This is a genomic window from Specibacter cremeus (assembly GCF_003946885.1).
GTDB classification, from domain to species: domain Bacteria; phylum Actinomycetota; class Actinomycetes; order Actinomycetales; family Micrococcaceae; genus Specibacter; species Specibacter cremeus.
The window spans coordinates 68,505-93,030 of sequence record NZ_RWKQ01000013.1; the positions used below are offsets into that span (position 1 = coordinate 68,505).

General features: G+C 69.1%; 18 protein-coding genes. 11 read left to right on the forward strand and 7 right to left on the reverse strand.

Going from position 1 to position 24,526, the window contains the following annotated elements; all coding sequences use genetic code 11:
- Positions 1–32 precede the first annotated feature (32 nt).
- Both EJC77_RS06885 and EJC77_RS06890 read right to left on the reverse strand, forming a co-directional pair.
- Positions 33–698, reverse strand: coding sequence for a potassium channel family protein (locus EJC77_RS06885; protein ID WP_125610963.1), 666 nt, complete (start codon positions 696–698; stop codon positions 33–35).
- Entirely contained in the window at positions 699–1,370 is a 672-nt protein-coding gene (locus EJC77_RS06890; protein ID WP_125610965.1) for a potassium channel family protein, read from the reverse strand.
- A gap of 28 nt (positions 1,371–1,398) precedes the next feature.
- On the opposite strand from EJC77_RS06890, the gene EJC77_RS06895 reads away from it, so the two are divergent.
- The 7 genes from EJC77_RS06895 (at position 1,399) to EJC77_RS06925 (ending at position 13,550) form a co-directional block, all read left to right on the forward strand.
- On the forward strand, positions 1,399–3,411 hold the full coding sequence (locus tag EJC77_RS06895; protein WP_125610967.1) for an APC family permease: 2,013 nt from the start codon (positions 1,399–1,401) through the stop codon (positions 3,409–3,411).
- Positions 3,412–4,809 (forward strand): class I SAM-dependent RNA methyltransferase, encoded by a 1,398-nt coding sequence (locus EJC77_RS06900; RefSeq protein WP_125610969.1) that lies wholly within the window; start codon positions 3,412–3,414, stop codon positions 4,807–4,809.
- Complete coding sequence (locus tag EJC77_RS06905; protein WP_240629877.1) at positions 4,810–7,293, forward strand: cation-translocating P-type ATPase; 2,484 nt, start codon at positions 4,810–4,812, stop codon at positions 7,291–7,293.
- A gap of 67 nt (positions 7,294–7,360) precedes the next feature.
- Positions 7,361–10,198 carry an aconitate hydratase gene (locus EJC77_RS06910; RefSeq protein ID WP_125610971.1) on the forward strand — a complete coding sequence of 946 codons (2,838 nt, stop codon included), beginning with the start codon at positions 7,361–7,363 and terminating at the stop codon, positions 10,196–10,198.
- Positions 10,199–10,318: 120 nt separating this feature from the next.
- Positions 10,319–12,307 (forward strand): 1-deoxy-D-xylulose-5-phosphate synthase, encoded by a 1,989-nt coding sequence (dxs, locus tag EJC77_RS06915; RefSeq protein ID WP_125610973.1) that lies wholly within the window; start codon positions 10,319–10,321, stop codon positions 12,305–12,307.
- Entirely contained in the window at positions 12,304–12,879 is a 576-nt protein-coding gene (locus tag EJC77_RS06920; protein WP_205786952.1) for a ribonuclease FAU-1 family protein, read from the forward strand. Before dxs ends, EJC77_RS06920 begins: the two co-directional genes overlap by 4 nt.
- An 8-nt stretch (positions 12,880–12,887) precedes the next feature.
- Complete coding sequence (locus EJC77_RS06925; RefSeq protein WP_240629882.1) at positions 12,888–13,550, forward strand: hypothetical protein; 663 nt, start codon at positions 12,888–12,890, stop codon at positions 13,548–13,550.
- Positions 13,551–13,764: 214 nt separating this feature from the next.
- On the opposite strand, the gene argG is transcribed toward EJC77_RS06925, so the two are convergent.
- A complete protein-coding gene (gene argG, locus EJC77_RS06930; protein ID WP_125610975.1) occupies positions 13,765–15,192 on the reverse strand; it encodes an argininosuccinate synthase in 1,428 nt (475 codons plus the stop codon).
- A 114-nt stretch (positions 15,193–15,306) separates the two neighbouring features.
- On the opposite strand from argG, the gene EJC77_RS06935 reads away from it, so the two are divergent.
- Entirely contained in the window at positions 15,307–16,287 is a 981-nt protein-coding gene (locus tag EJC77_RS06935) for an aldo/keto reductase (RefSeq protein ID WP_125610977.1), read from the forward strand.
- Between the two features lie 90 nt (positions 16,288–16,377).
- Here the strand turns inward: EJC77_RS06935 and EJC77_RS06940 are convergent, their stop codons facing one another.
- Together EJC77_RS06940 and EJC77_RS06945 are read right to left on the reverse strand one after the other, a co-directional pair.
- Complete coding sequence (locus tag EJC77_RS06940; RefSeq protein WP_125610979.1) at positions 16,378–17,067, reverse strand: response regulator; 690 nt, start codon at positions 17,065–17,067, stop codon at positions 16,378–16,380.
- Positions 17,064–18,797, reverse strand: coding sequence for an ATP-binding protein (locus EJC77_RS06945; RefSeq protein WP_205786954.1), 1,734 nt, complete (start codon positions 18,795–18,797; stop codon positions 17,064–17,066). Before EJC77_RS06945 ends, EJC77_RS06940 begins: the two co-directional genes overlap by 4 nt.
- A 220-nt stretch (positions 18,798–19,017) precedes the next feature.
- On the opposite strand from EJC77_RS06945, the gene EJC77_RS06950 reads away from it, so the two are divergent.
- The 3 genes from EJC77_RS06950 to EJC77_RS06960 all read left to right on the forward strand — a co-directional run bounded on the left by EJC77_RS06950 (position 19,018) and on the right by EJC77_RS06960 (position 21,905).
- A complete protein-coding gene (locus EJC77_RS06950) occupies positions 19,018–19,875 on the forward strand; it encodes an ABC transporter ATP-binding protein (RefSeq protein WP_125610981.1) in 858 nt (285 codons plus the stop codon).
- A complete protein-coding gene (locus tag EJC77_RS06955) occupies positions 19,872–20,750 on the forward strand; it encodes an ABC transporter permease (protein WP_125610983.1) in 879 nt (292 codons plus the stop codon). The genes EJC77_RS06950 and EJC77_RS06955 overlap by 4 nt, the downstream gene beginning before the upstream one ends.
- A 66-nt stretch (positions 20,751–20,816) precedes the next feature.
- Complete coding sequence (locus tag EJC77_RS06960) at positions 20,817–21,905, forward strand: ABC transporter substrate-binding protein (RefSeq protein WP_205786956.1); 1,089 nt, start codon at positions 20,817–20,819, stop codon at positions 21,903–21,905.
- Between the two features lie 161 nt (positions 21,906–22,066).
- On the opposite strand, the gene EJC77_RS06965 is transcribed toward EJC77_RS06960, so the two are convergent.
- Together EJC77_RS06965 and EJC77_RS06970 are read right to left on the reverse strand one after the other, a co-directional pair.
- Positions 22,067–23,506 carry a DHA2 family efflux MFS transporter permease subunit gene (locus EJC77_RS06965; protein WP_125610985.1) on the reverse strand — a complete coding sequence of 480 codons (1,440 nt, stop codon included), beginning with the start codon at positions 23,504–23,506 and terminating at the stop codon, positions 22,067–22,069.
- A 99-nt stretch (positions 23,507–23,605) separates the two neighbouring features.
- Positions 23,606–24,160, reverse strand: coding sequence for a GNAT family N-acetyltransferase (locus tag EJC77_RS06970; protein WP_125610986.1), 555 nt, complete (start codon positions 24,158–24,160; stop codon positions 23,606–23,608).
- Positions 24,161–24,526 lie beyond the last annotated feature (366 nt).

The following is a 24,526-nucleotide window of genomic DNA, read 5'->3' on the forward strand; positions in this document are numbered from 1 at the left end:
TCAGCCTACAGGTGGTCCCGTCGGTGCGCGTTCTAGTGCTTGTGCGGCGAGAGCAGCTTGCGCAGTTCGTCCTCGGCCGCGATGGTCGTGATGAAGAACAGTTCGTCGCCGTTCTCCATGACGTCGTCCGTGGTCGGGGTGATGGGCGCCTCGTCGCGCAGGATGGCCACGAGCGTGACGTCCTGCGGCCAGTCGACCGAGCCGACGGTCGCGCCGATGACGTGGGATTCGGCCGGGACGGTGAACTCGACCAGGCTGGTGACGCCGGTCTGCAGCGTCAGCAGCCGCACCAGGTCGCCGATCTCCACGGCCTCCTCGACGAGCGCCGTCATCAGCTGCGGCGTGTTGACGGCCACGTCCACACCCCAGGAGTCGTCGAACATCCAGTCGTTCTTCGGATTGTTGACCCGTCCCACGGTGCGTCCCACGCCGAACTCGGTCTTGGCCAGCAGCGACACGACCAGGTTGACCTTGTCGTCGCCGGAGGCGGAGACGACGACGTCGGCCTCCTCCAGCCTGGCCTCCTTCAGCGTGCTGATCTCGCACGCATCGCCCACCAGCCAGCGGGCGCCGCGCAGCCCGCTGCGGCCGATCACCTCGGGCTTGGGGTCGATGAGCAGGATCTCGTGCCCATGGGCGAGCAGCTCGCGGGCGATCGAGCACCCGACGCTGCCGGCGCCGGCAATGACGACCAGCACTTAGTACTCCTTCTTCGGGGCGGCGGCCAGCAGATGCGTGACCTCGTCGTTGTCGCTCACGCGCAGCATGACGTGCACGGAGTCGCCCTGCTGGTAGCTGGTGTCCGCGGCCGGCAGCATGCCCTCGCCGAACCGGGTCAGGTATGCGACACGGCACTTGGCGGCCCGTTCGATGTCGCTGATGTGGCGTCCGATCCAGTCCGGGTGCAGGTCCACCTCGGTGAGGATGAGCCGGCCGGAGGGTTCGCGGAAGTCGCTGCTGAGGGTCGCCTCGGGCAGGATGCGGCGCAGCACCTGGTCGGCGCTCCAGCGCACGGCCGCGACGGTGGGGATGCCCAGGCGCTGGTAGATCTCGGCACGGCCCGGGTCGTAGATGCGGGCCACCACATGCTCCACATGGAACGTCTCGCGGGCCACGCGCGTGGCCAGGATGTTGGAGTTGTCGCCGCTGGAGACGGCCGCGAACGCGTACGCCTCCTCGATGTCGGCCTGCTTGAGCGTTTCGCGGTCAAACCCGACGCCCGTGACCTTGCGCCCGCCGAAGCCGGTGCGGAGCCGGCGGAACGCCCGCTCCTCCTGGTCGATGATGGCGACCGAGTGCCCGGCATCCTCGAGCGTGTGTGCGAGGGTGGCGCCCACGCGGCCGCAGCCCATGATCACGAAGTGTGCCACGAAAGAGTCTCCTTGAAAGTTGTCCGTCATGACTTTACCCCGGGGACCGACTACCGTTACCCGCGTGCTGAATTTTTTCAACGCGTTCAAGCGAGTGCTGGTCGGCCGGCCGTTCCGCAGCGACAAACTGGCGCATACACTGCTGCCCAAGCGCATCGCGCTGCCCATTTTCGCCTCGGACGCGTTGTCCTCGGTGGCGTACGCGCCGGACGAGATCCTGTTGACGCTCGCCCTGGCCGGCGTGGCCGCCGTGACCGTCGCCCCTTGGGTGGGCGCGGCCGTCATCGTGGTGCTGATCACCGTCGTCGCCTCGTACCGGCAGAACGTGCACGCCTACCCGTCCGGCGGCGGCGACTACGAGATCGCGACCACGAACCTGGGCCGCTTCGCGGGGCTGACGGTCGCCTCCGCGCTGCTCGTCGACTATGTGCTCACGGTGGCCGTGTCGATGTCCTCCGCCGCGAACTACCTGGCCACGGCGGTGCCGGGCATGCACGGCACCCAGGCGCTCATCGCCGTCGTCGGCGTCGTCGTCCTGGCGCTCGTGAACCTGCGTGGCATCCGGGAGGCCGGCAGCGTCTTCGCCGTCCCCACCTACATCTTCATGGTCTGCATTCTGGGCATGACGGCGGTGGGCCTGTTCCAGGCCGTCTCCGGCAATCTGGGCCGTGCGGCGTCGGCCGATTTCCAGATCGTTCCCGCCCCGGGCTTCGACCAGGGCCTGGTGGGCCTGGCCGGCGGCTTCCTGCTGCTGCGCGCGTTCTCCTCCGGCGCGGCCGCCCTGACGGGTGTCGAGGCCATCAGCAACGGTGTGCCGAACTTCCGCAAGCCCAAGAGCAAGAACGCCGCCACCACACTGCTCATGCTCGGCGTGCTGGCCGCCTGCATGATGGCCGGCATCCTGTACCTGGCCAACGCCACCGGCGTGCACATGGCCGCCGACCCGGCCGGCGAATTCCGCGTGAACGGGCACCCGCTTCCGGCCGACTACGTGCAGAACCCCACGATCAGCCAGATCGCGGCCACCGTGTTCGGGGCCGGGTCGGTCCCGTTCTTCATCATCGTCGCCGCCACCGGGGTCATCCTCGTGTTCGCGTCCAACACGGCGTTCAACGGGTTCCCGGTGCTGGCCTCCATCCTGGCCCAGGACGGCTACCTGCCGCGCCAGCTGCGCACCCGCGGCGACCGGCTCGCGTTCAGCAACGGCGTGCTCGCCCTGGCGGCCGGCGCGCTGGTGCTGATCATCGCGTTCAACGCCGACGTGACAAAGCTGATCCAGCTGTACATCGTGGGCGTGTTCATCTCCTTCACGGCCAGCCAGCTGGGCATGATCCGGCACTGGACGTCGCTGCTGCGCACCGTCAAGGAACGCGGCGTGAAGTTCCGCATGATCCGCTCGCGCGTGATCAACTCGCTCGGCTTCCTCATGACGCTGACCGTGCTGATCATCGTCCTGGTCACGAAGTTCGAACAGGGCGCGTGGATCGCACTGCTGGCCATGGTGGTGCTGTTCCTGATCATGTGGAGCATCCGCGCCCACTATGTGAAGGTCGCCAAGGAGCTCGCGGTCGACGGCGATGCCGCCCCGCGCGCGCTGCCGGCCCGCATCCACGCCCTCATCCTCGTCTCGCACGTGCGCAAGCCCGTGCTGCGCGCCCTCGCGTTCGCCCGCGCGTCCCGGCCGTCCACGCTGGAGGCCATCACGGTCGACCTCGACCCGGTCGAGACGGAGCAGACCATCGCCGACTGGGACCGCCTGGACATGCCCGTCCCGTTGACCGTGCTGGCCAGCCCCTACCGCGAGACACTCATGCCCATCATGAACCACATCAAGGCCATGCGCGCCGATTCGCCGCGGGACCTGATCGTCGTCTACATTCCGGAGTATGTGGTGGGCAAATGGTGGGAGCAGCTGGTGCACAACCAGACGGCCCTGCGCATCAAGACCCGGCTGCACTTCGAACCGGGCGTCATGGTCGCGAGCGTGCCGTGGCAGCTCAAATCGTCCGAAGACTCGCAGAAATACCAGGAACTTTCATAAATGAACGCCCGTCCCATCCATCTTGACGTCACGGTAGGGCCCATCGCGCACGGCGGCCACTGCGTGGCCCGGCACGACGGACGTGTCATCTTCGTCCGCCACGCGCTGCCGGGCGAACGCGTCACGGTCGTCCTGACCGAGCACGACGACGACGCCAAGTTCTGGCGCGCGGACGTGACGGCCGTGCTCGAACCCTCCGCCGACCGGGTCCCGCATTTCTGGGCCCCGGCGGACGCGCTGCGGGCCGCCACGCACGGCGCCCCGCCGGTGGGCGGGGCCGAGTTCGGGCACATGGGCCGCGCGGCGCAGCGCAGGCTCAAGGCGGCCGTCGTCAGGGAGCAGCTGTCCCGCCTGGGCGGGCTCGACGACACCGAGGTGGCGCGCCTCACGGCGTCGATGGCCGACGGCGTCGAGGACGTCGACGGGGACGGCACGGCCGGCCAACGCGCCGGGCTGGGCTGGCGCACCCGGGCCGCGTTCGCCGTCACCGGCGGCGGCCGGCTCGGCATGCACGCCCACCGGTCGCATGAGGTGCTCCCGGTGCGCGAGATGCCGCTGGCCGTGCCGGCCGTGAACGAGCTGGCCCTGTGGGACGTGGACCTGACCGGCGTCGTCCGCGTCGAGGTGGCCGCCCCCGCCAACGGGTCACGCCCCCTCATGCTGCTGGTTCCGGACCCCGCGCTCGGCGAGAAGGCCGCGGGCCTGGCGCTCAAGCGCGTCGCCCGCGCCCTGGCCTCGCACGCAACCCCGCCGTCCGTGGCCCGGTGGGATCCCGAATCCGGCGCGGTGGACGTGCTGGCCGGCCGCGGCTGGGTGGCCGAGACCGCGCTCGGGCACGACTTCCGCGTCACCGGCGCCGGATTCTGGCAGATCCACCGCCGCGCCCCCGAGGTGCTTGTCGGTGCCGCCCTGTCCTTCCTGGCCGGCAGCCCGGCCGACACCGCCCTCGCCGCCGGATCCGGCGTCGCGGACCTGTACGCCGGGGCCGGCCTGTTCACGGCGCCGCTGGCCGACGCCGTGGGGGAGACCGGCTCCGTCCTGTCCGTCGAGGGTTCCCCGGGCACCAGCAGGGACGCACGCAAGAACCTGCACACCGCCGCCCAGGTGGAGATCCGCCAGGGCCGGGTGGAGCGCGTCCTGGGCGCGCAGCGGCGCCGGTTTGACGCGGTCGTCCTGGACCCGCCACGTGCCGGGGCCGGCAAGGCCGTGGTGCGCCAGCTGGTGGCCGCCGACCCGCGCGCCATCGCGTACGTGTCCTGCGACCCGGCGTCGTTCGCCCGGGACGTCGGCTTTTTCGGCCGGGCCGGCTGGGAACTGGCGGCGCTGCGCGCGTTCGACCTCTACCCGCACACCCACCACGTCGAGACCGTCGGCCTGCTGGTGCCCGGGGGCTCGTAGGTGCAACGGGACCTGACCCGCAACAAGCCCAAGGGAACGGTTCTGGCGGAGCGGCGCGACACCCAGCGGCGGGCCGTCCTCGCCCAGGCGCGGGAGGGCCTGGGGCCCGTCGACGCGGCACTGTTGGCGGCCACCGGGCTCACGGCCGCGCAGGTGCATGAGCGGCGGAAGGCGGAGCTGACCAACGAGGTCCGGCATGAGAGCAGCCGCAGCGTCTGGGCCATCATGCGGGCCAATATCTTCACCTTGTTCAACGGCGTGCTCGGCGCCGCCCTGGTGCTTGTCCTGCTGGTCGGGGACCCGCGCGACGCACTGTTCGGGTTCATCGTCGTGGCGAACGCCGCCATCGGCGTCGTGCAGGAGTACCGGGCCAAGCGGACGCTGGACAGGCTGGCCGTGCTGCACGCGCCGCGCGCCGTCGTCGTCCGCGACGGCGCCGAGACGCCCGTCGCGGTCGCGGACGTGCTGTACGACGACGTGCTGGTGCTGCGCACCGGCGACCAGGTGCCCGCCGATGCGGTGGTGCTCCACAGCGACTCGCTGGAACTGGACGAGTCGCTGCTCACGGGCGAATCGGACCCCGTGGACAAGGCCACCGGGGACGAGGTGCTCTCCGGTTCGGCCGTGGTGGCCGGGTCGGGCCGGGCCCGCGTGCACCGGGTCGGCCCCGACTCGTACGCCAGCGCGCTGACGGCCGAGGCGCGGCGCTTCTCGTTGGTCAACTCCGAGATCCGCAACTCCATCAACCGCATCATCATCTACATCACCTGGGCGCTGGTGCCGATCATCCTGCTCGTCGTCAACGGCCAGATGCGCGCCCATGGCGGCTGGCGGGCCTCGCTGGCCGACGGCCAGTGGCGGGCGGCCGTGATCAGCGCCGTGGCCTCCATCGTGGCCATGATCCCGGAGGGGCTGGTGCTGCTGACCAGCATCTCATTCGGCGTGGCCGCCGTGACGCTCGCCCGGCGGCAGGTCCTCGTCCAGGAGCTCCCGGCCGTCGAGGGCCTGGCCCGTGTGGACATGCTGTGCCTGGACAAGACCGGCACCCTGACCGAGGGCCGGATGGAACTGGCCGGCACCGCCATGCTGGCCGACGTGCCGGTGGACGGGTGGGCGGAGGTGCTCGGCTGGCTGGCGTCGCATCCGAACGCGAACGCCACCGCCGCCGCGCTGCTGCCCGGCTACCCCGATCGTCCGGCCGCCGACCCCGCGGACAGCGTGCCGTTCAGCAGCGCGCGCAAGTTCAGTGCCGTCAGGTTCGATGACGCGGCCGGCAGCTTGGCGGGTGAGTGGGTGTTCGGCGCACCCGAGGTGGTGCTGGACGGCCGGGTGCACGATGCGACCCACGGCGCCGCACTGGCCCGGGCCGCCTCGGCGGCGGAAGGCGGGCTGCGCGCCGTCGTGCTGGCCCACACACCGCCCGGCGGGCCGGTCGCGCCCGTGGCCCTGCTGACGTTTCGCGAAAAGGTCCGCGCCGATGCCGCCGCGACCCTACAGTATTTCCGCGACCAGGGCGTGGCGTTGAAGATCATCTCCGGCGACAACCCCGTCACGGTTTCCGCCGTGGCCTCCGGGCTCGGCGTCACCGGCGCCGGTTTCGACGCCCGGGAGCTGCCGGAGGACCCGGACGCCCTGGGCGAGGTGCTGGACGCGCACACGGTGTTCGGGCGGGTCACCCCGGAACAGAAGAAGGCCATGGTGCTGGCCCTGCAGCGGCGCGGGCATGTCGTGGCCATGACCGGCGACGGCGTCAACGACGCGCTGGCGCTCAAGCACGCGGACATCGGCATCGCCATGGGCTCCGGCGCCGCGGCCACGAAGGCGGTGTCGCGGCTGGTGCTGCTCGACGGGCAGTTCTCCCGGCTGCCCGGCGTCGTGGCCGAGGGCCGGCGCGTCATCGCCAACGTTGAGCGTGTGGCGAACCTGTTCCTGACGAAGACCGCCTACGCCGTCATCATCTCCATCGCGATCGGATTGCTGGCCTGGCGCTACCCGTTCCTGCCGCGCCAACTGTCCATCATCAGCTCATTGACCATCGGCGTGCCCGCGTTCTTCCTGGCGCTCATGCCGAACCGGCGCCGCTACCACCCCGGCTTCCTGCGCCGCACGCTCGGCTTCGCGATCCCGGCCGGCACCATTCTGTCGGCCTGCATCATGGCCGTGTACGGGATCGGCCGGTGGCTGGGCGCCACCGAGGTCGAGGCGGCGACGGCCACGACCATGACGGTGCTGCTCGTGGCACTGTGGGTGCTCGGCGCCTTGGCACGCCCGTTCGACGCATGGCGGGTTCTGCTCGTGGCGGCCATGGCCGGGGCTCTGGTACTGATAATGCTGGTCCCCTTCGCCCGCGACTTCTTCGCCCTGGCACTACCGTCAGGCCTAATGTTTGCCGTTACGATGGGCGTAGTGGCCGCAGGCTGTGCGGCAATCGAGGCGCTGTACAGGTGGCTGAAAAGGCGTGGCGCGATTTCCGGACGTGAGTAAGGGTTGCCTAACTGGCATCGGACCGGTCGCGTGGCAAGATGAAAACTGTGGCGAGAGGAGTCCATCGATGACAAATGTGGACAGTTTTGGTTCCAAGGGCGTACTGAACGTGGCCGGAACCGACTATGAGATTTTCCGGCTTGACGCGGTCGAGGGCGCCAAGGCCCTGCCGTACAGCCTCAAGGTTCTGCTGGAGAACCTGCTGCGCACCGAAGACGGTGCCAACATCACCGCCGGCCACGTGCGCGCCCTGGCGGGCTGGAACCCGGACGCGGAGCCGGACACGGAGATCCAGTTCACCCCCGCCCGGGTCATCATGCAGGACTTCACCGGCGTGCCCTGCATCGTCGACCTGGCCACCATGCGCGAGGCCGTCAAGGACCTCGGCGGCGACCCGAAGCGCGTGAACCCGCTCGCCCCCGCCGAACTGGTCATCGACCACTCCGTGCAGATCGACGTGTTCGGCAACGCCGACGCGATCGAGCGCAACATGGAGATCGAATACCAGCGCAACGGCGAACGCTACCAGTTCCTGCGCTGGGGCCAGAGTGCGTTCGAGGACTTCAAGGTCGTCCCCCCGGGCATGGGCATCGTCCACCAGGTCAACATCGAATACCTGGCCCGCACCGTCATGACGCGCACCGTGGACACGGAGAACGGGCCCGTGCTGCGCGCCTACCCGGACACGCTCGTCGGCACCGACTCGCACACCACCATGGTCAACGGCCTGGGCGTGCTCGGCTGGGGCGTCGGCGGCATCGAGGCCGAGGCCGCCATGCTCGGCCAGCCCGTGTCCATGCTCATCCCGCGCGTCGTCGGCTTCAAGCTGACCGGCGCCATCCCGGCCGGGGCCACCGCCACCGACGTCGTGCTGACCATCACCGAGAAGCTGCGCAAGCACGGCGTTGTCGGCAAGTTCGTCGAATTCTACGGTGAGGGTGTCGCCCAGGTGCCGCTGGCCAACCGCGCCACCATCGGCAACATGAGCCCGGAGTTCGGCTCCACGGCGGCCATGTTCCCGATCGACGATGTGACCCTGGACTACCTGCGCCTGACCGGCCGCGACGACGACCAGGTTGCGCTCGTCGAGGCGTACGCCAAGGAGCAGGGCCTGTGGCACGACCCCAGCATTGACATCAAGTTCTCCGAGTACCTCGAGCTGGACCTGTCCACCGTGGTGCCCTCGATCTCCGGCCCGAAGCGCCCGCAGGACCGCATCGAGCTGACCAACGCCAAGAACCAGTTCCGTTCGGACCTGCTCAACTATGTGGCCGAGGACGTGAACGCCGAGGGCAACACGCTCGACGAGTCGCTGGAGGAATCGTTCCCGGCCTCCGACGCGCCGTCGTTCACGCACCCGGGCAGCCACCAGCATGAGACCGAGCGCCACGTGGCCTCGGCGGCGGAGGGCGCCGACGGCCGCGTCTCCAACCCCGTGCACGTGAAGACCGCGGCCGGCACCGAGTTCGAACTCGACCACGGCGCCGTGTCCATCGCCTCGATCACGTCGTGCACCAACACGTCCAACCCGTCGGTCATGCTGGCCGCGGCCGTGCTGGCCCGCAACGCCGTGAACAAGGGCCTGGCGTCCAAGCCGTGGGTCAAGACCTCGGTCGCCCCCGGCTCGAAGGTCGTCACCGACTACTACGAGAAGTCGGGCCTGATCCCGTACCTGGAGAAGCTGGGCTTCTTCACGGTCGGCTACGGCTGCACCACCTGCATCGGCAACTCCGGCCCGCTGGACGCCGAGATCTCCCAGGCGATCGCCGACAACGACCTGTCCGTCACGGCCGTCCTGTCCGGCAACCGCAACTTCGAGGGCCGCATCAACCCGGACGTGAAGATGAACTACCTGGCGTCCCCGCCGCTGGTCATCGCCTACGCCCTGGCCGGCACCATGGACTTCGACTTCGAGAACGACGCGCTGGGCACGGACGCCGACGGGAACGACGTGTTCCTGGCGGACATCTGGCCGAACCCGGTCGAGGTCCAGGAGGTCATGGACGCCTCGATCGACTCGGACATGTTCGTCTCCTCCTACGCGACGATCTTCGACGGCGACGAGCGCTGGAAGGCGCTGGACACGCCGGCCGGCGACACGTTCGCCTGGGACGCCGGGTCCACGTACGTGCGCAAGCCCCCGTACTTCGAGGGCATGAAGGCCACCCCGGACCCGGTCGCCGACATCGCCGGCGCCCGGGTGCTGTTGAAGCTGGGCGATTCGGTCACCACCGACCACATCTCCCCGGCCGGCTCGTTCAAGTCCGACACGCCCGCGGGCCAGTACCTGATCGCGAACGGCGTGGACCGCAAGGACTTCAACTCCTACGGCTCGCGTCGCGGCAACCACGAGGTCATGATCCGCGGCACGTTCGCGAACATCCGCATCCGCAACCAACTCCTGGACAACGTCGAGGGCGGCTTCACCCGCGATTTCACCCAGGCCGGCGGCCCGCAGGCGTACGTGTACGACGCGTCGCAGAACTACCAGGGCGCCGGCACCCCGCTGGTCGTCCTGGCCGGCAAGGAGTACGGGTCCGGGTCGTCCCGGGATTGGGCGGCCAAGGGCACCGCGCTGCTGGGCGTCAAGGCCGTCATCGCCGAGAGCTTCGAGCGCATCCACCGCTCCAACCTGATCGGCATGGGCGTGCTGCCGCTGCAGTTCCCGGCCGGCCAGAACGCCGACTCGCTGGGCCTGACCGGCACCGAGACGTTCGCGATCGAGGGCGTGACGGAGCTCAACCACGGCACCACGCCGAAGACGCTGAAGGTCACGGCGACCGCCGGGGACGGCACCGTCACCTCGTTCGATGCCGTGCTGCGCATCGACACGCCCGGCGAGGCCGACTACTACCGCAACGGCGGCATCCTGCAGTACGTGCTGCGGCAGATCTCCGCGAACTAGAAAAACGCCGGAGGGCGGGCATCCGAGACTTCGGATGCCCGCCCTCCGGCGTTCGTGCTTCGTGTGGGAAGCGGCGCCCGTATATCCTTAGGTGTTGGCAGCACGGTCCAGGGAGGACGCATGGGACTTTTGGAGACGATCGCGGATCCGCGGGATCTGGGCAGGCTAAGCGAGCGCCAGATGGTCGCACTGGCCCAGGAGATCCGCGAATTCCTGATCGCCAACGTGTCCCAGACCGGAGGCCACCTCGGCCCCAACCTCGGTGTCGTCGAGCTGACGCTCGCCATCCACCGCGTGTTCGATTCCCCCCGGGACTCCATCATCTTCGACACCGGACACCAGTCGTACGTGCACAAGCTCGTCACCGGCCGGCAGGACTTCTCCACGCTGCGCAAGCAGGGCGGCATGTCCGGCTACCCGTCACGCGCCGAATCCGTGCACGACATCGTCGAGAGCTCACACGCGTCCTCGTCGCTGTCCTGGGCCGACGGGATCTCCCGGGCCCGGGCGCTGACCGGCGACGCCGAACGGTATGTGGTCGCCGTCGTCGGTGACGGGGCCCTGACCGGCGGCATGACATGGGAGGCGTTGAACAACATCGCCGCCGACAAGCACCGCCGCGTCGTCATCGTCGTCAATGACAACGGCCGCTCCTACGCCCCCACGGTGGGCGGGCTCGCCGACTACCTGGCCTCGTTGCGCCCCGCCATCGACCATGTCCGCACGCACCAACGCTACGAGTCCTCGCTCGACTGGGCCAAGCGGAGACTCCAGGAGGGCAACGCCGCCGGCCAGTTCGTGTACAAGGGACTGCACGCCGCCAAGGAGGGCATCAAGGACTGGTGGGCCCCGCAGGGCCTCTTCGACGACCTCGGCCTGAAGTACGTCGGTCCGGTGGACGGCCACGACGAGAAGGCCATGGAGGCGGCCCTGACCGCCGCGAAGAACTTCGCCGGCCCGGTGATCGTGCACGCCATCACGGAGAAGGGCCGCGGCTACGCGCCGGCCCGCGCGCACGAGGACGACCAGTTCCACGCCGTCGGCGTCATCGACCCGTCCACCGGCATCCCCGTCGACACCCCCAGCGGCAAGTCCTGGACGGGCGTGTTCGGCGACGAGATCGCCCAGATCGCGGACGAACGCCCCGACGTCGTCGGCATCACCGGGGCCATGCTGATCCCCGTCGGGCTGCAGAAGTTCGCCGACAAGCACCCGCGGCGCGTCATCGACGTCGGCATCGCCGAACAGCACGCGCTGACCATGGCGGCCGGCATGGCCTACGGTGGGCTGCACCCGGTGGTGGCCATCTACGCCACGTTCCTGAACCGCGCGTTCGACCAGTTGCTCATGGACGTGGCGCTGCACAAGGCCGGTGTCACCGTGGTCCTGGACCGGGCCGGGGTGACCGGGCCGGATGGCGCCAGCCACCACGGCATGTGGGACATGTCCATGCTGCAGATCGTCCCCGGCCTGCACCTGGCCGCCCCGCGCGACGCGGTCCGGCTGCGCGAGGAACTGCGGGAGGCCGTCGCCGTTCCGGACGCGCCAACCGTCATCCGCTACTCCAAGGGCAAGGTCGGGCCGGAGGTGAAGGCCCTCGAACGGCTCTCCGACGGCGTCGACGTGCTGGCCCGGCACGAGCACAACAGCCATGGACCCGCCGAGACGGACGCCGACGTGCTGGTCGTCAGTGTCGGGGCCATGAGCGAGCTGGCACTGGACGTGGCCGGGCGCATCGGCGCGCAGGGCATCTCCTCCACCGTCGTGGACCCACGCTGGGTGCTGCCCGTGCCCCGGTCCATCGTCGCCCTGGCCTCGCGGCACCGCATCGTGATCGTCATCGAGGACGGGGTACGGGCCGGCGGCATCGGTTCGCGAATTCGCCAGGAACTGCGCGCCGCCGGCGTCGACACGGCCCTGAACGAGGTCGGGCTGCCGGTCGAGTTCCTGGACCACGGCACCCGTGCCGAGGTCCTTGAGCGGGTCGGGCTGACCGCCCAGCGTGTCGCCCAGGACGTGGTGGAGCAGGTGCTGGGCACACGGGTGCCGTTCGCGCGCCCGCTGCCCGGCCAGGAGGCCCCGCGGACCGGGCAGTTGCCGATCCTGTGACGGTCGCAGCCACCGGCACGGACCGCCGGACCGCGCCCACCTTGCATCGCGGTGAGCTCGTCGTGGCCCGCAACCGCAAGTGGGACGGCACCGCGCACTGGGTGGTGCCGGGCCGCTACCTCGGCGCGGACGGGTTCGGGCACTGGATCTTCCAGGGCACGGGCGAGTTCATCTCCCGCCCCGGCGCGGCCCTGTACACGGCCTCCGACGCCGTCCTGCTGGTCCCGCACGATGGCGACTGGGTGGCCACGTTCTACGATGCCGCGCACCCCGACGGCGTGGAACTGTACATCGACATGGCCGTCGACTTCGCCTGGCGGCGCATCCGGCCCGCCGTCGTGGAATTCCACATGATCGACATGGACCTGGACGTCATCCGCACCCGGTCCCGCGGCGTGTTCATTGACGACGAGGACGAATTCGCCGAGCACCGGGTGCGGATGAACTACCCGGCCGGGCTTGCCGCGCACCTCGAAGCCGAGTGCGCATCCCTGGCCGTCGCCGTCACGGCGGGCCTGGCCCCATTCGACGGCCGCGCCGCGGCCCGTTTCACCGAAGGCAGGAACCTGTAGTGACTGAGTTGAATGACGCTGAGTTGAATGACGCCGAGTTGAATGACGCCGGGACGGCCGACGCCGGCATCGTGCGCGTGTACAAGACGGACGACGGCGGCACACTGGTATTCCGGGAGGCCTGGGTTGACGCCGGGGCCGGGGACGAAGGGTCCGGGAATGCCGTGCCGGCGTACTTCGTGGTGAACCACGGCACCGTGGGCCACCAGAGCACGTCGCGCGAACGCGCCGTCGCGTCCGGCGAGGAGGCCCGCGGCCTGCTGGACGCGTTCACCGCCCAGTGCGCCGAGGACGGCTACGCGGCCCTGGTCCCGGCCGAGCAGTGGTGGGTCGTGGCCCAGTATGCGCTCAAGAGCGACCGCGTCACCGACCGGGACAAGTACCTCGACCACAAGGCCAGGGAGGCGCTCACCGCGCACCTGGCGTGGCGGGGCAGCGGCACGGTGGAGCGGACGGAATTCACCGCCGCCGCGCACGGGACCGGGAAACTGAACCTGTTCGTGCTGGCCCCCGACCCGGCCATCGCCGTCGCGAACATCCTGGTGTGCCTGCGCGAGGCGAAGCTCGACTTCACCAAGCTGACGGTGGCCGTCGCCCCCCACGCGGACCCGACCGCGTTCAAGCAAAAGCACCCGAAGCCGTCGAAGGGGCCGTTCACGCTCGGCGGCTGAACGGTGATCGAGACGGTGGTCGAGCCTGTCGAGACCCGCCCTCGGGTCTCGACAGGCTCGACCACCGGTGATTGAGCTTGTCGAAATCCGGTCTCGACAAGTCCGGGTCTCGCTCCCCAGCCGCTCCCCACCCTCGCACGCTCGGGCGGGGCCCCTCGCGGCCGTGGGCCCAGGCTCGACCCCCGCGGGTCTCGACAAGCTCGACCACCGGGGATCAGTCGGTGCCGGCGTCGAACGCGGCGCTCTCCATGGCACGGTCCGTGGCGAGGGCGTCGTCGCCGGCCGTGTCCAGGTCGACGATGCTCCCGGCGCCGCCGGACTCCAGCGCGCCGACGAGCTTCGCCGTGGCGTCGCCGACCAGGCCCTGGTTCGCGTACTGCTCAAGGCGGGCGCGCGAGTCGGCGATGTCCAGGTTGCGCATGGTCAGCTGGCCGATGCGGTCCAGCGGGCCGAACGCGGCGTCGCCCACGCGCTCCATCGAGAGCTTGTCCGGGTGGTAGCTCAGGGCCGGGCCCCTGGTGTCGAGGATCGAGTAGTCGTCGCCGCGGCGCAGGCGAAGCGTGACGGAACCCGTGACCGCGGAGCCGACCCAGCGCTGCAGCGACTCGCGCAGCATGAGCGCCTGCGGGTCCAGCCAGCGGCCCTCGTACATGAGCCGGCCCAGGCGGCGGCCCTCGGCGTGGTAGTTGGCGACCGTGTCCTCGTTGTGGATGGCGTTGAGCAGCCGCTCGTAGGCGATGTGCAGCAGGGCCATGGCCGGGGCCTCGTAGATGCCGCGGCTCTTCGCCTCGATGATGCGGTTCTCGATCTGGTCGCTCATGCCCAGGCCGTGGCGGCCGCCGATCGTGTTGGCCTCGTTGACCAGGGCGACGGCGTCGGTGAACCCGGCCCCGTTGATGGCCACCGGGCGGCCGGCCTCGAACGTGATGGTGACGTCCTCGGTGGCGATGGCCACGGATTCGTCCCAGAATCGCACGCCCATGATCGGCTGGACCGTCTCCAGTGACGTGTCCAGGTGCTCGAGTGTTTTGGCCTCGTGCGTGGCGCCCCAGATGTTCGCGTCCGTCGAGTACGCTTTCTCCGCGGAGTCGCGGTATGGGAAGCCGTGGGCGGCGAGCCATTCGCTCATCTCGGCGCGGCCGCCCAGTTCGGCGACGAACTGCGGGTCCAGCCACGGCTTGTAGATGCGCAGCTTCGGGTTGGACATCAGGCCGTAGCGGTAGAACCGCTCGATGTCATTGCCCTTGTAGGTGGAACCGTCGCCCCACACGTCAACGCCGTCCTCGCGCATGGCGCGCACCAGCAGCGTGCCCGTGACGGCCCGGCCCAGCGGCGTCGTGTTGAAGTAGGCCCGGCCGCCGGAGCGGATGTGGAACGCGCCGCAGGCCAGGGCGACCAGCCCCTCCTCGACGAGGGCCGGCTTGCAGTCGACCAGGCGGGACGCCTCGGCACCGTACTCGAGCGCGCGCCCGGGCACGGCGCCGATGTCGGGCTCGTCATACTGCCCCAGGTCGCCGGTGTAGGTGTAGGGGATGGCGCCCTTGTCGCGCATCCAGGCGACGGCGACGGACGTGTCGAGGCCGCCGGAGAACGCGATTCCGACGCGTTCTCCGACGGGAAGGGAGGTGAGGACTTTAGACATACCCAAAATGCTACCTGCTGCCTATCACGGGTCCGGACCCGCGGAACCGGGCGTGTAACGTCGACGGCGTAGCCGTAGTCACCATCCGCCACCATTGAAGGAAGTTCTCCGCCCATGAGCACCACGTTTCGCCAGCTTGGCCGGTCGGGCCTCACCGTTTCAGTCGTCGGGCTCGGGTGCAACAACCTTGGCCGCAGCGGCACCGTCACCGAGACGCAGGAGGGGACCGACGCCGTCGTCCATGCCGCGCTGGAGGCCGGCGTCACCCTGTTCGACGTGGCGGACACGTACGGGCGTGAGCCAGGGCTCAGCGAGACCATGCTGGGCCGGGCGCTGGGTGCCGAGCGGCAGAACGTGATTGTTGCCACGAAGTTCGGCATGGATGCCCGGGGCGCCAACGGCGTCGACTGGGGCCGGCGCGGCTCCCGGAAATACATCATGCAATCCGTGGAGGCATCGCTGCGGCGCCTCGGCACGGACTGGATCGACCTGTACCAGTTCCACACCCCGGACCCGCACACCCCCATCGGCGAGACGCTCGCCGCGCTCGACGACCTGGTGCGGGCCGGCAAAGTCCGCTACATCGGGCACTCGAACCGGGCCGGCTGGCAGATCGCCGAGGCCGAGTTCACCGCCCGCGCCGCCGGCACCACCCGCTTCGTGTCCAGCCAGAACCATTACAACCTGCTGGACCGCCGCGCCGAGCTGGAGGTCACCCCGGCCGCAGAGGCGTACGGCCTGGGCGTGTTGCCGTACTTCCCGCTGGCCAACGGCCTGCTGACCGGCAAGTACAGCTCCGGCAAGGCGCCCGAGGGCAGCCGGCTCACGCACGCCCGGCAGAATCTCATGTCGGATTCAGACTTCGAGCAGTTGCGCGGGTTCGGCGCGTTCGCCGCCGCCCGCGGGCTGACCGAGTTGCAGGTCGCGTTCTCCTGGCTGGCCAGCCGGCCCTCGGTGGCCAGCGTCATCGCCGGGGCGACGAAACCGGAGCAGATCCGCCAGAACGCCGCGGCCGTGTGCTGGGAGCCGTCCGCGGCGGACCTGGCCGAGCTCGACGAGCTGTTCCCGCCGGTGCCCAAGGTCGCGCTGTTCTAGAAGTTCGGTGGTCGAGCGAGACCCGGGGTTTCGGCAAGCTCAACCACCGATACGGTGGTCGAGCCTGTCGAGACCCGGTGACAGGCTCAATCAGCGCGGGCGGTCCAGCGGCACATAGGTGTTGACGGGCCGGCCGGTGGCCCCGTAGCTCAGCTCCAGGGCGATGAATTCGCGGCGTTCCAACACGCCCAGGTAGCGTTGCGCGGTGGGGCGGCTGATGCCGATCCGTTCGGCGATCTCCGCCGCGCCGATGGGCGTGGGGGAGCGCCGGACGGCGTCGAACACCTTGGCCATGGTCGGCTGCAGGCCGCGGGGGTCGCGGGCCACGGGGGCCGGTGCGGCGGGCGCCTGCCGCAACTTGTACAGGCTGTCGATCGTGGCCTGGTCCGCGACGCCGGACGCCGCCAGCTGTTCGGTCCAGCGGCGGTACGCCTCCAGCTGCACGCGCAGCGCCTCGAAGCCGAACGGCTTGACCAGATAGTACACGGCCCCGCTGCTCATGGCGTTGCGGACCGTCTCAAGGTCCCGCGCGGCCGTGATGATGATCGCGTCCACGGGCGTGCCGGCGGCCTGCAGGGAACGCAGCAGCGCGATGCCGCTCTCATCGGGGAGGTACACGTCGAGCAGCAGCAGGTCGGGGTGCAGCCGCTCGATGGCCGCCCGCGCCGCGGCGCCCGTGTGCGCCTGGCCGATGCACTCGAATCCGTCCACCCGGGCCACCCGGGCGGCGTGGATGCCGGCCACCCGGAAGTCGTCGTCGACCACCAGGGTCCTGATCATGCTGTTCCTTCCTCCATGGTGAGCGTGCCGGCGCTCGCGGGTGCCCTGGCGCCCGTGGGCAGCCACACCTCCACATGGCCGCCCGGACCGGCGAACACGTCCAGGGTGCCGTTGTGGCGGCGCACCAGCCGGTTGATGAGCGCCAGTCCCACGCCGCGGTGGATGCCCGGGCGGGCCGGTTTGGTCGAGTAGCCGTCCGTCAGCACGTCCTGGAGCCGGTCCACCGGGATCCCGGGGCCGGTGTCCTGTACCGAGATGAACAACCCGTCCGTGTCGTCGATCAGCACGGTGACGGTGCGCTCCGCCGCGCCGCCGCCGGGGGCCCCGGCGACGGCGTCGACGCCGTTGTCGACCAGGTTGCCCACGATGGTCAGCACCGTGCCGAGTTCGACGCCGGCGTCCTCGAGGTGCGAGCCGTCGGCGACGACCACGGCCACGTCCTGTTCGGCGGCGACGGCGGTCTTGGCCACCAGCAGGGCCGCCAGTTCCGGCGCGGCGAACCGGGCGCGCAGGCTCTCGGCCAGCGTCGCCGAACCCTGGGCGATCTGCGCCAGGTAGCCGCGGGCCGTGTCCGTGTCGCCGATCTCCAGCAGCCCGGCCACCACGTGCAGCCGGTTGGCGTATTCGTGTTCCTGGACGCGCAGCGCGTTCATGAGGCCGTGCGCCGACTGCAGGTCCCGGCCCAGGTTCTCCGGTTCGGTCCGGTCGCGCAGCGTGACGACGTGGCCGATGCTGCGCCCGGCCAGTTGCACGGGCATGCGGTTGATCACCAGCACCGCGTCCTCGGTCAGGACCACCTCGTCGGAGCCACCGACTTTGCCCGTCAACAGGTCTCGGAGCCGGCCCTCGGGGACCAGGGACGCCAGCGGTGAACCGATCACCGTGCCCTCCAGGCCCAGCAACCGGCGGGCTTCCTCATTGACGGCGGTGATCCGGCCGTCGTCGTCCGTGCCGATCATCGCCTCCCGGATGCCATGCAGCAGCGCCTCGCGTTCCTGCAGCAGCGAGGCGATCTCGGCCGGTTCCAGGTCGAAGGTGACCCGCTTGATCCGCCGCGCCAGCAGCAGCGAGCCGATGGCGCCCAACGCCAGCACGACCGCGGAGAAGCCGACCACCGCCCAGGTCCCGGCCACCAGTTCCGCGCGTTCCGTGGTCTCCAGGATGCCGACCGAGACCTGTCCGATGACCCGGCCCTGCGCGTCGAGGATGGGCGCCTTGGCGTTGGCGGACCGGCCCAGGCTGCCGGGGTCGATGCCTAGGTGGGTCTGGCCGTCGAGGACGGCGACCGGTTCCTCAAGTTTTTGCCCGATCAGGGCCGGGTTCGGGTGGGAGTACCTGGTGCCGAACCGGTCGGTGACGACGACGTAGGACGGATGGGCACCGGCCATGACCCGGCCCGCCAGCGCCTGGATCTGGTGCTGCGGATCGCCGTCGGCCAGGGCGGCGGCGATGGCCGGCATCTGCGCCACCGTGCTCGCGATTCCGAGGGCGCGCAGCTCGTACTGGCGGTCCAGGTCGTTGGCGCGCGTGTAGGCGACGAGCAACCCGCCCGTGGCCACCGTGACGACCATCAGGCACAGCACCCAGACCAGGATCTGGGTGGCCAGTTGCCTCGGCGCCCAGGCGCGCCAACGCCCGGGCGTGCGGGACCTGATCGGGTGCGTCATCGGGTGCTCGAAACCGGGCTGGTCGCGGCGCAGCGGACACCCGCCATCGGGGGAACCACGCACACCATGCACAAGTCCTTCCCGGTCGGTGCATCAATTCTCACACCGATCCCACGGGGCCACCACCTGGACCGTGCGTAAAAGCTCAAAACCTGCACTTTCGCGGTTAAGGCACACAACATCCTGAAGTCTTCTGGCGCGACCGGGCGCGTTTCTAAGCTTTACCCAGAGTCCGTGATCCACATCACGTACGGCAACGATTTCCACAGAGAGGTCCCAGCACATGGATGTCAATCATCCCCATCGGCCGCCTGCGGCTCGCGACAGAGCCGAGGATGCGGCACGCATCGACATCGTCGGGTTGACCAAGCGTTACCTCACGCCCAAGGGCGAGACCTTCACGGCCATCCAGGACGTGACGCTCAAGATCGAGCCGGGCCAGTTCTGCGCCATCGTCGGACCGACGGGCTGTGGCAAGTCCACGACGCTGGCCCAGGTCTCCGGCCTGGAGAAGCCAAGCGCCGGGACGGTGAGCGTGCGCGACCAGATCGTCAATGGCATCACGAAGGGCGTCAGCTACATGTTCCAGGCGGACGCGCTCTTCCCCTGGAAGACCGTCCTGAGCAACGTGGCGATCGGCCCGGCACTGCTCGGCACGCCCAAGCGTGAAGCCACCCTGCTCGCTATGGATTGGCTGCGCCGCGTTGGCCTGGCCGGTTTCGAGGACCGCTACCCGCACCAGTTGTCCGGCGGCATGCGCAAGCGCGTCGCCATGGCGGCGGCGCTGATCAACAACCCAAAGATCCTGCTGATGGATGAGCCGTTCGGCGCCCTGGATGTGCAGACCAAGGCCATCATGCAAAACGAGTTGCTACAGCTCTGGGAAGAACTGCGCCCCTCGGTCCTGTTTATCACGCACGACCTCGACGAGGCGGTGGCACTTGCCGACCGGGTAGTCATCATGACCAGCAGCCCCGGCACCATCAAGGATGTCTTCGACATTGATCTTCCCAGGCCGCGCGGCGATGTCCAGCAGATCCGGCATGAGGAGCGCTTCCTGGAGTTGCAGGGCCAGATCTGGGATTCCCTGAAGGACGAGGTCACACGGGCCTATGCAAAAACGGCAGGTGCAGCAGCATGACAACAACAGCAATCAAGCACACGGGAACCCACATGGTTGAGCAACCATCCGACATCCAGGCTGTGGGCCGGCGCAAGGCCCGGCAACGCATGACGGCGACCTGGGCTGGGCGCATCATCCTTGCGGTCATTGTGATCGGGGGCTGGCAGTGGTTCACCGCCGCCGGCTGGGTGGACAAGTTCTTCTTCGGCCAGCCGACCGAGATCTGGAACAGCCTGGTGCACCTCTTCACGGAGGGCACCGCCTTCGGCACCATCTGGGAGAACCTCTGGATCACCGTCCAGGAGGCGTTGTTGGGCTTCCTGCTCGGCACGTTCGCGGGCATTGTGCTCGGCATCCTGCTCGGCTCGAACAAGTACCTCTCCGCCGTGGTCGGCCCCTACATCCGGATCGTGAATTCCATCCCCCGAATCGTGCTCGGCTCGATCTTCATCGTCGCGTTCGGTCTCGGTACCTTCCCCAAGGTGCTGCTCGCAGCGGTCCTGGTCTTTTTCGTGGTCTTCTTCAACGCCTTCCAGGGCGTCCGTGAGGTGGACCAGAACCTGATCGCGAACGTGCGTGTCTTGGGTGCCTCGCCGCTACAGGTCGCGGCCCACGTGACAATTCCGTCGGCGATGACCTGGATCATCGCAAGCTTGCACACGGCGTTCGGCTTCGCGATCATCGGCGCGCTCGTTGCCGAGGTGCTCGGCGCCCAGCACGGCATCGGCCTGATCATCAGCCAGGCGCAGGGGACCTTCGATCCCAATACGGTCTTCGCCTGCATGGTGATCATCGCCGTGGTCACGCTGGGGGCGGAATACCTGATCACCCTGTTGGAGCGCTCGCTGCTGAAATGGCGGCCGCCGAGCCGTTCCGAAGCCCAGGCGATCTGACATCCCCTCATTCACTCCCAGCACGCAAACGCCCGGATCTTCGGGACAAACAAAGGAAAACGCACCATGATGAAGCACAAGATCTACGCGGTCGCCGCCACCGGAGCCATCGCGCTCAGCCTCGCGGCCTGCGGCGGAGGGAACAGCAGCAGCGGGTCCAACGCCGGCTCCGCTTCGGTTCCCACCGTCAAGTTGATGGTCGGGGGCATCGACAAGCAGATTTACCTGCCGTACCAGCTTGCCGAACAGCTTGGGTACTACAAGAAGTACGGCGTGAACGTCGAGCTTTCGACCGAGCAGAATGGCGGCGTTGGCGCCGAGGACGCGATGGCGTCCGGGCAGGTCGACATGGCCGGCGCCTGGTATGTCCATACGGTGGACTTCCAGTCCAAGGGCAAAGATGTGATCAACCTCGTTCAGCTCTCCGGTGCGCCCGGCGAACGCGAGATGTGCGGCGTCAACAGCGGCGTTCACTCGGCAGCCGACTTCAAGGGCAAGACCCTGGGCGTCACCGACCTCGGGTCCGGAACCGACGAACTGACGCAGTTCGTCGCCTCCAAGCAGGGCGTCACGAAGAAGGACTATCACACGCTCGCCGTGGGCGCAGGGTCGACGGCGATCGCCGCGATCCAGCGCGGCTCCGCCGACTGCGTCATGACCACGCAGCCGACCGTCGGCGCGCTGTTGAGCAAGAAGCTCGCCTACACCGCCGTCGACCTGGCCACCGCGGACGGCGCCACCAAGGCACTCGGCGGCGACTGGCCCGCTGCAGGGCTCCTGGCAAACGCGAGCTGGGTGAATGCGCACGAGGATGCCGCCCAGAAAGTGGTGGACGCCCTGGTGGCCACCATGCACTGGATCAACACCCACTCGGCAGCGGACATCGCCGACAAGCTGCCGGCGTCATACGTCCAGAACAGCACCATCAGCAAGGATCAGTACATTGCCGGGCTGACCACCGACAAGGGGCAATTCCTGCCCGACGGCATCATGCCTGCCGGCGGACCGAAGGTCATTTTCGCCATGGAGAAGGGGAACGGAGTCGACACGTCCAAGGTCACCATCGCCGGCACGTTCACCAACAAGTACGCAATCGCGGCCAACAAGCTGGAGGGCTTCACCACCACGACCACGCCCGCCGGCGCCGACGGATGACATAACTCCATATCGACGTCAGACGATCGGCCCGCGTGGTACTCCACGCGGGCCGATCGTCTGCCGGTGGTCGAGCTTGGGCTCACGGCCGCGAGGGACCCGCTGAGAGCTTGCGAGCAGTGGGAGCGGCTGGGGAGCGAGACCCGGTGATTTCGACGGGCTCAATCACCGTCCGGTGCGGTGCGCCGCATCATGACGGCAAGGACGACGGCGGCAATCGCCATGAGCGCAGCCGCCAGGAATGCGGCGCGAATGCCCGCGGCGATGCCGGAGCCCGCGGAGACGATGGCGAAGATGGAGACGAGCAGCGCCGTCCCGGCGGCGCCGGCCACCTGCTGCAGCGTGCTCATGACGGCCGAACCGTGCGAGTACAGGTGCGGCGGCAGCGGGTTCAGGCCCGTGGTGAAGGCGGGGGTGAACAGCAGCGCCAAGCCCACGTTGAGCGCCGTCTGGACGGCGACGATCCACCAGATTGCCGTGTGTTCGGTCAGCATCGAGTACTGCCACAGGCACGCCAGCAGCAGGACCGCCCCCGATACCGTCAGGGGGCGGGGGCCGATCTTGTCGAACAGGCGGCCGATCAGCGGCCCGGACAGGCCCATGGCGAGCCCGCCCGGCAACAGGATGAGCCCGGTCACCTGGGCGTCCACGTGGAGCACCGTCTGGAGGTACAGGGGGAGCAGGATCACGCCGCCGAACAGGGCCATGACGGCCACGACCATCAGCAGCGTGGACACCGTGAACATCCGGTGCGTGAACACGCGCAGGTCCAGCAGCGGGGAGGCCGACCGTTGTAGGCCCAGCTGCCTGCGGACGAAGAGGGCCATGGCGGCCACGCCCACAACGAGGGCGGCGATGGCCGAGGGGCTCGGTCCGGTGCCGGGCGAGCCGGCGCCTATCTGGCTGAGCCCGTAGACGAGGCCGCCGAACGCCGGCACCGTCAGCAGGACCGAGAGGGCGTCGAGGCGCTGGTCCCCGGGTTTGCCGATGTTCGTCAGGAACTTCGCGCCGATGACCAGCGCGAGCAGCGCGATGGGCAGCACGAAAATGAACATGAACCGCCAGTTGAAGTGCTGCAGGATGAAGCCGGAGACGGTAGGGCCGAGGGCGGGGGCCACGGAGATGGCGATCGTGACGTTGCCCATGACCATGCCACGGCGCCGCAGCGGTACCAGCGTCAGGATGGTCGTCATCAGCAGCGGCAGCATGAGCGAGGTGCCGCAGGCCTGGATGACGCGGGCCAGCAGGAGCACCGCGAAGCCGGGGGCGACGGCGGCCAGGGCGGTACCGGCGCTGAACGTCCCCATGGCGAGCATGAAGGCCTGCCGCGTGGTGAGCTTCTCCAGGATGAAACCCGTGGTGGGTATGACGATGGCCGTGGTCAGCATGAAGCCGGTGGCCAGCCACTGCACGGTGTCGGCCTGGACGGACAGGTCCGTCATGAGCCTGGGGAGGGCCACGTTCATGATGGTCTCGTTCAAGATGACCACGAACGTTGCCGCGAGCAACGTGATGATGACCGTAATGGATTGGCGGGACAGCTTGTCGACGGCGGCCGGCGCCGCGTCCGTCGAAGCGGCCGGTGGAGCGTCCTCGAACATGGCGATTCTCGATCTCGTGGGGGGCAGTGGCGAGGTGTTGCGCCGTGGCGCACAAGTGTTGGAGTCTAGACGCCCGTCCGGCCGGTGTCCAGAGAACGTTCAGGCGGCGGCCCCGGCATCGCGGAAGAGGATACGGGCGAACAGGTCATGATCCTGCCAACGGCCGTTGATGCGCAGGTATTCCGGGGTGCGGCCGAACCTTGCAAAGCCGCACTTGGTGAGGACGGCCCGCGAGGCGGCATTGTGGGGCAGCACGCCGGCCTGGAGGCGATGCAGGCTCAGTTCGCCACGGGCGTGGTCCGCGACGAAATTGACAGCCGCCGTCGCCAGGCCACGACCCTGCCACTCCTTGTCGATCCAGTAGCCAAGGTGCCCGTTGAGGAATACGCCGCGGACGACGTCGGTCAGTGAGATCCGGCCGACGACCCGTTCCGCGTCGGTGAGGACCCAGTAATACCCGGTTCCGGCGGTGCGCTCCGCGTGAAACCGTTCGAGCACGGGCCGTTGGCCGGCCGCCGTGTAGAACGCGTCGGGGCGGATCGGTTCCCAGGGGCGCAGGTGCTCCCGGTTGCGCCGGTATGCCGCGGCGAGAGCTTCGTCGTCGTCGGGCTTCGTGAACCGGATGGCGATGCCGTCGTCCAAGAGTGAGCTCATGGAACCCAGCGTACGGGACCTGCGAAGCGCCCCGTTTCGGCGCAGCTGCCGGGGAGTTTTGGCCGGGTGCCGTGGTGGGTGTGGCCGGTGGGGGTGGTGACGGTGCTGCCGGGCTGGGCGGGAGGGGTGGTGGTCCAGCCGGGGGTTTCCTTGGTGAGGTTGCAGCGTTTGCACAGTCCTTGGCCGTTGTCGATNACTGGTGTGGCCGCCGTCGCCGTATGGGGTGATGTGGTCGTAGTCGCGGATGGGGGCGTCGCACCACGGGGTGCGGCAGGTTTGATCACGGGTGCGTAGGAAGCGTTTGAGGGCTTCGGGGAAGAGGCGGGCGGTGGAGTCCATGCCGATGAGGTCCCCGGTTTGCGGGTG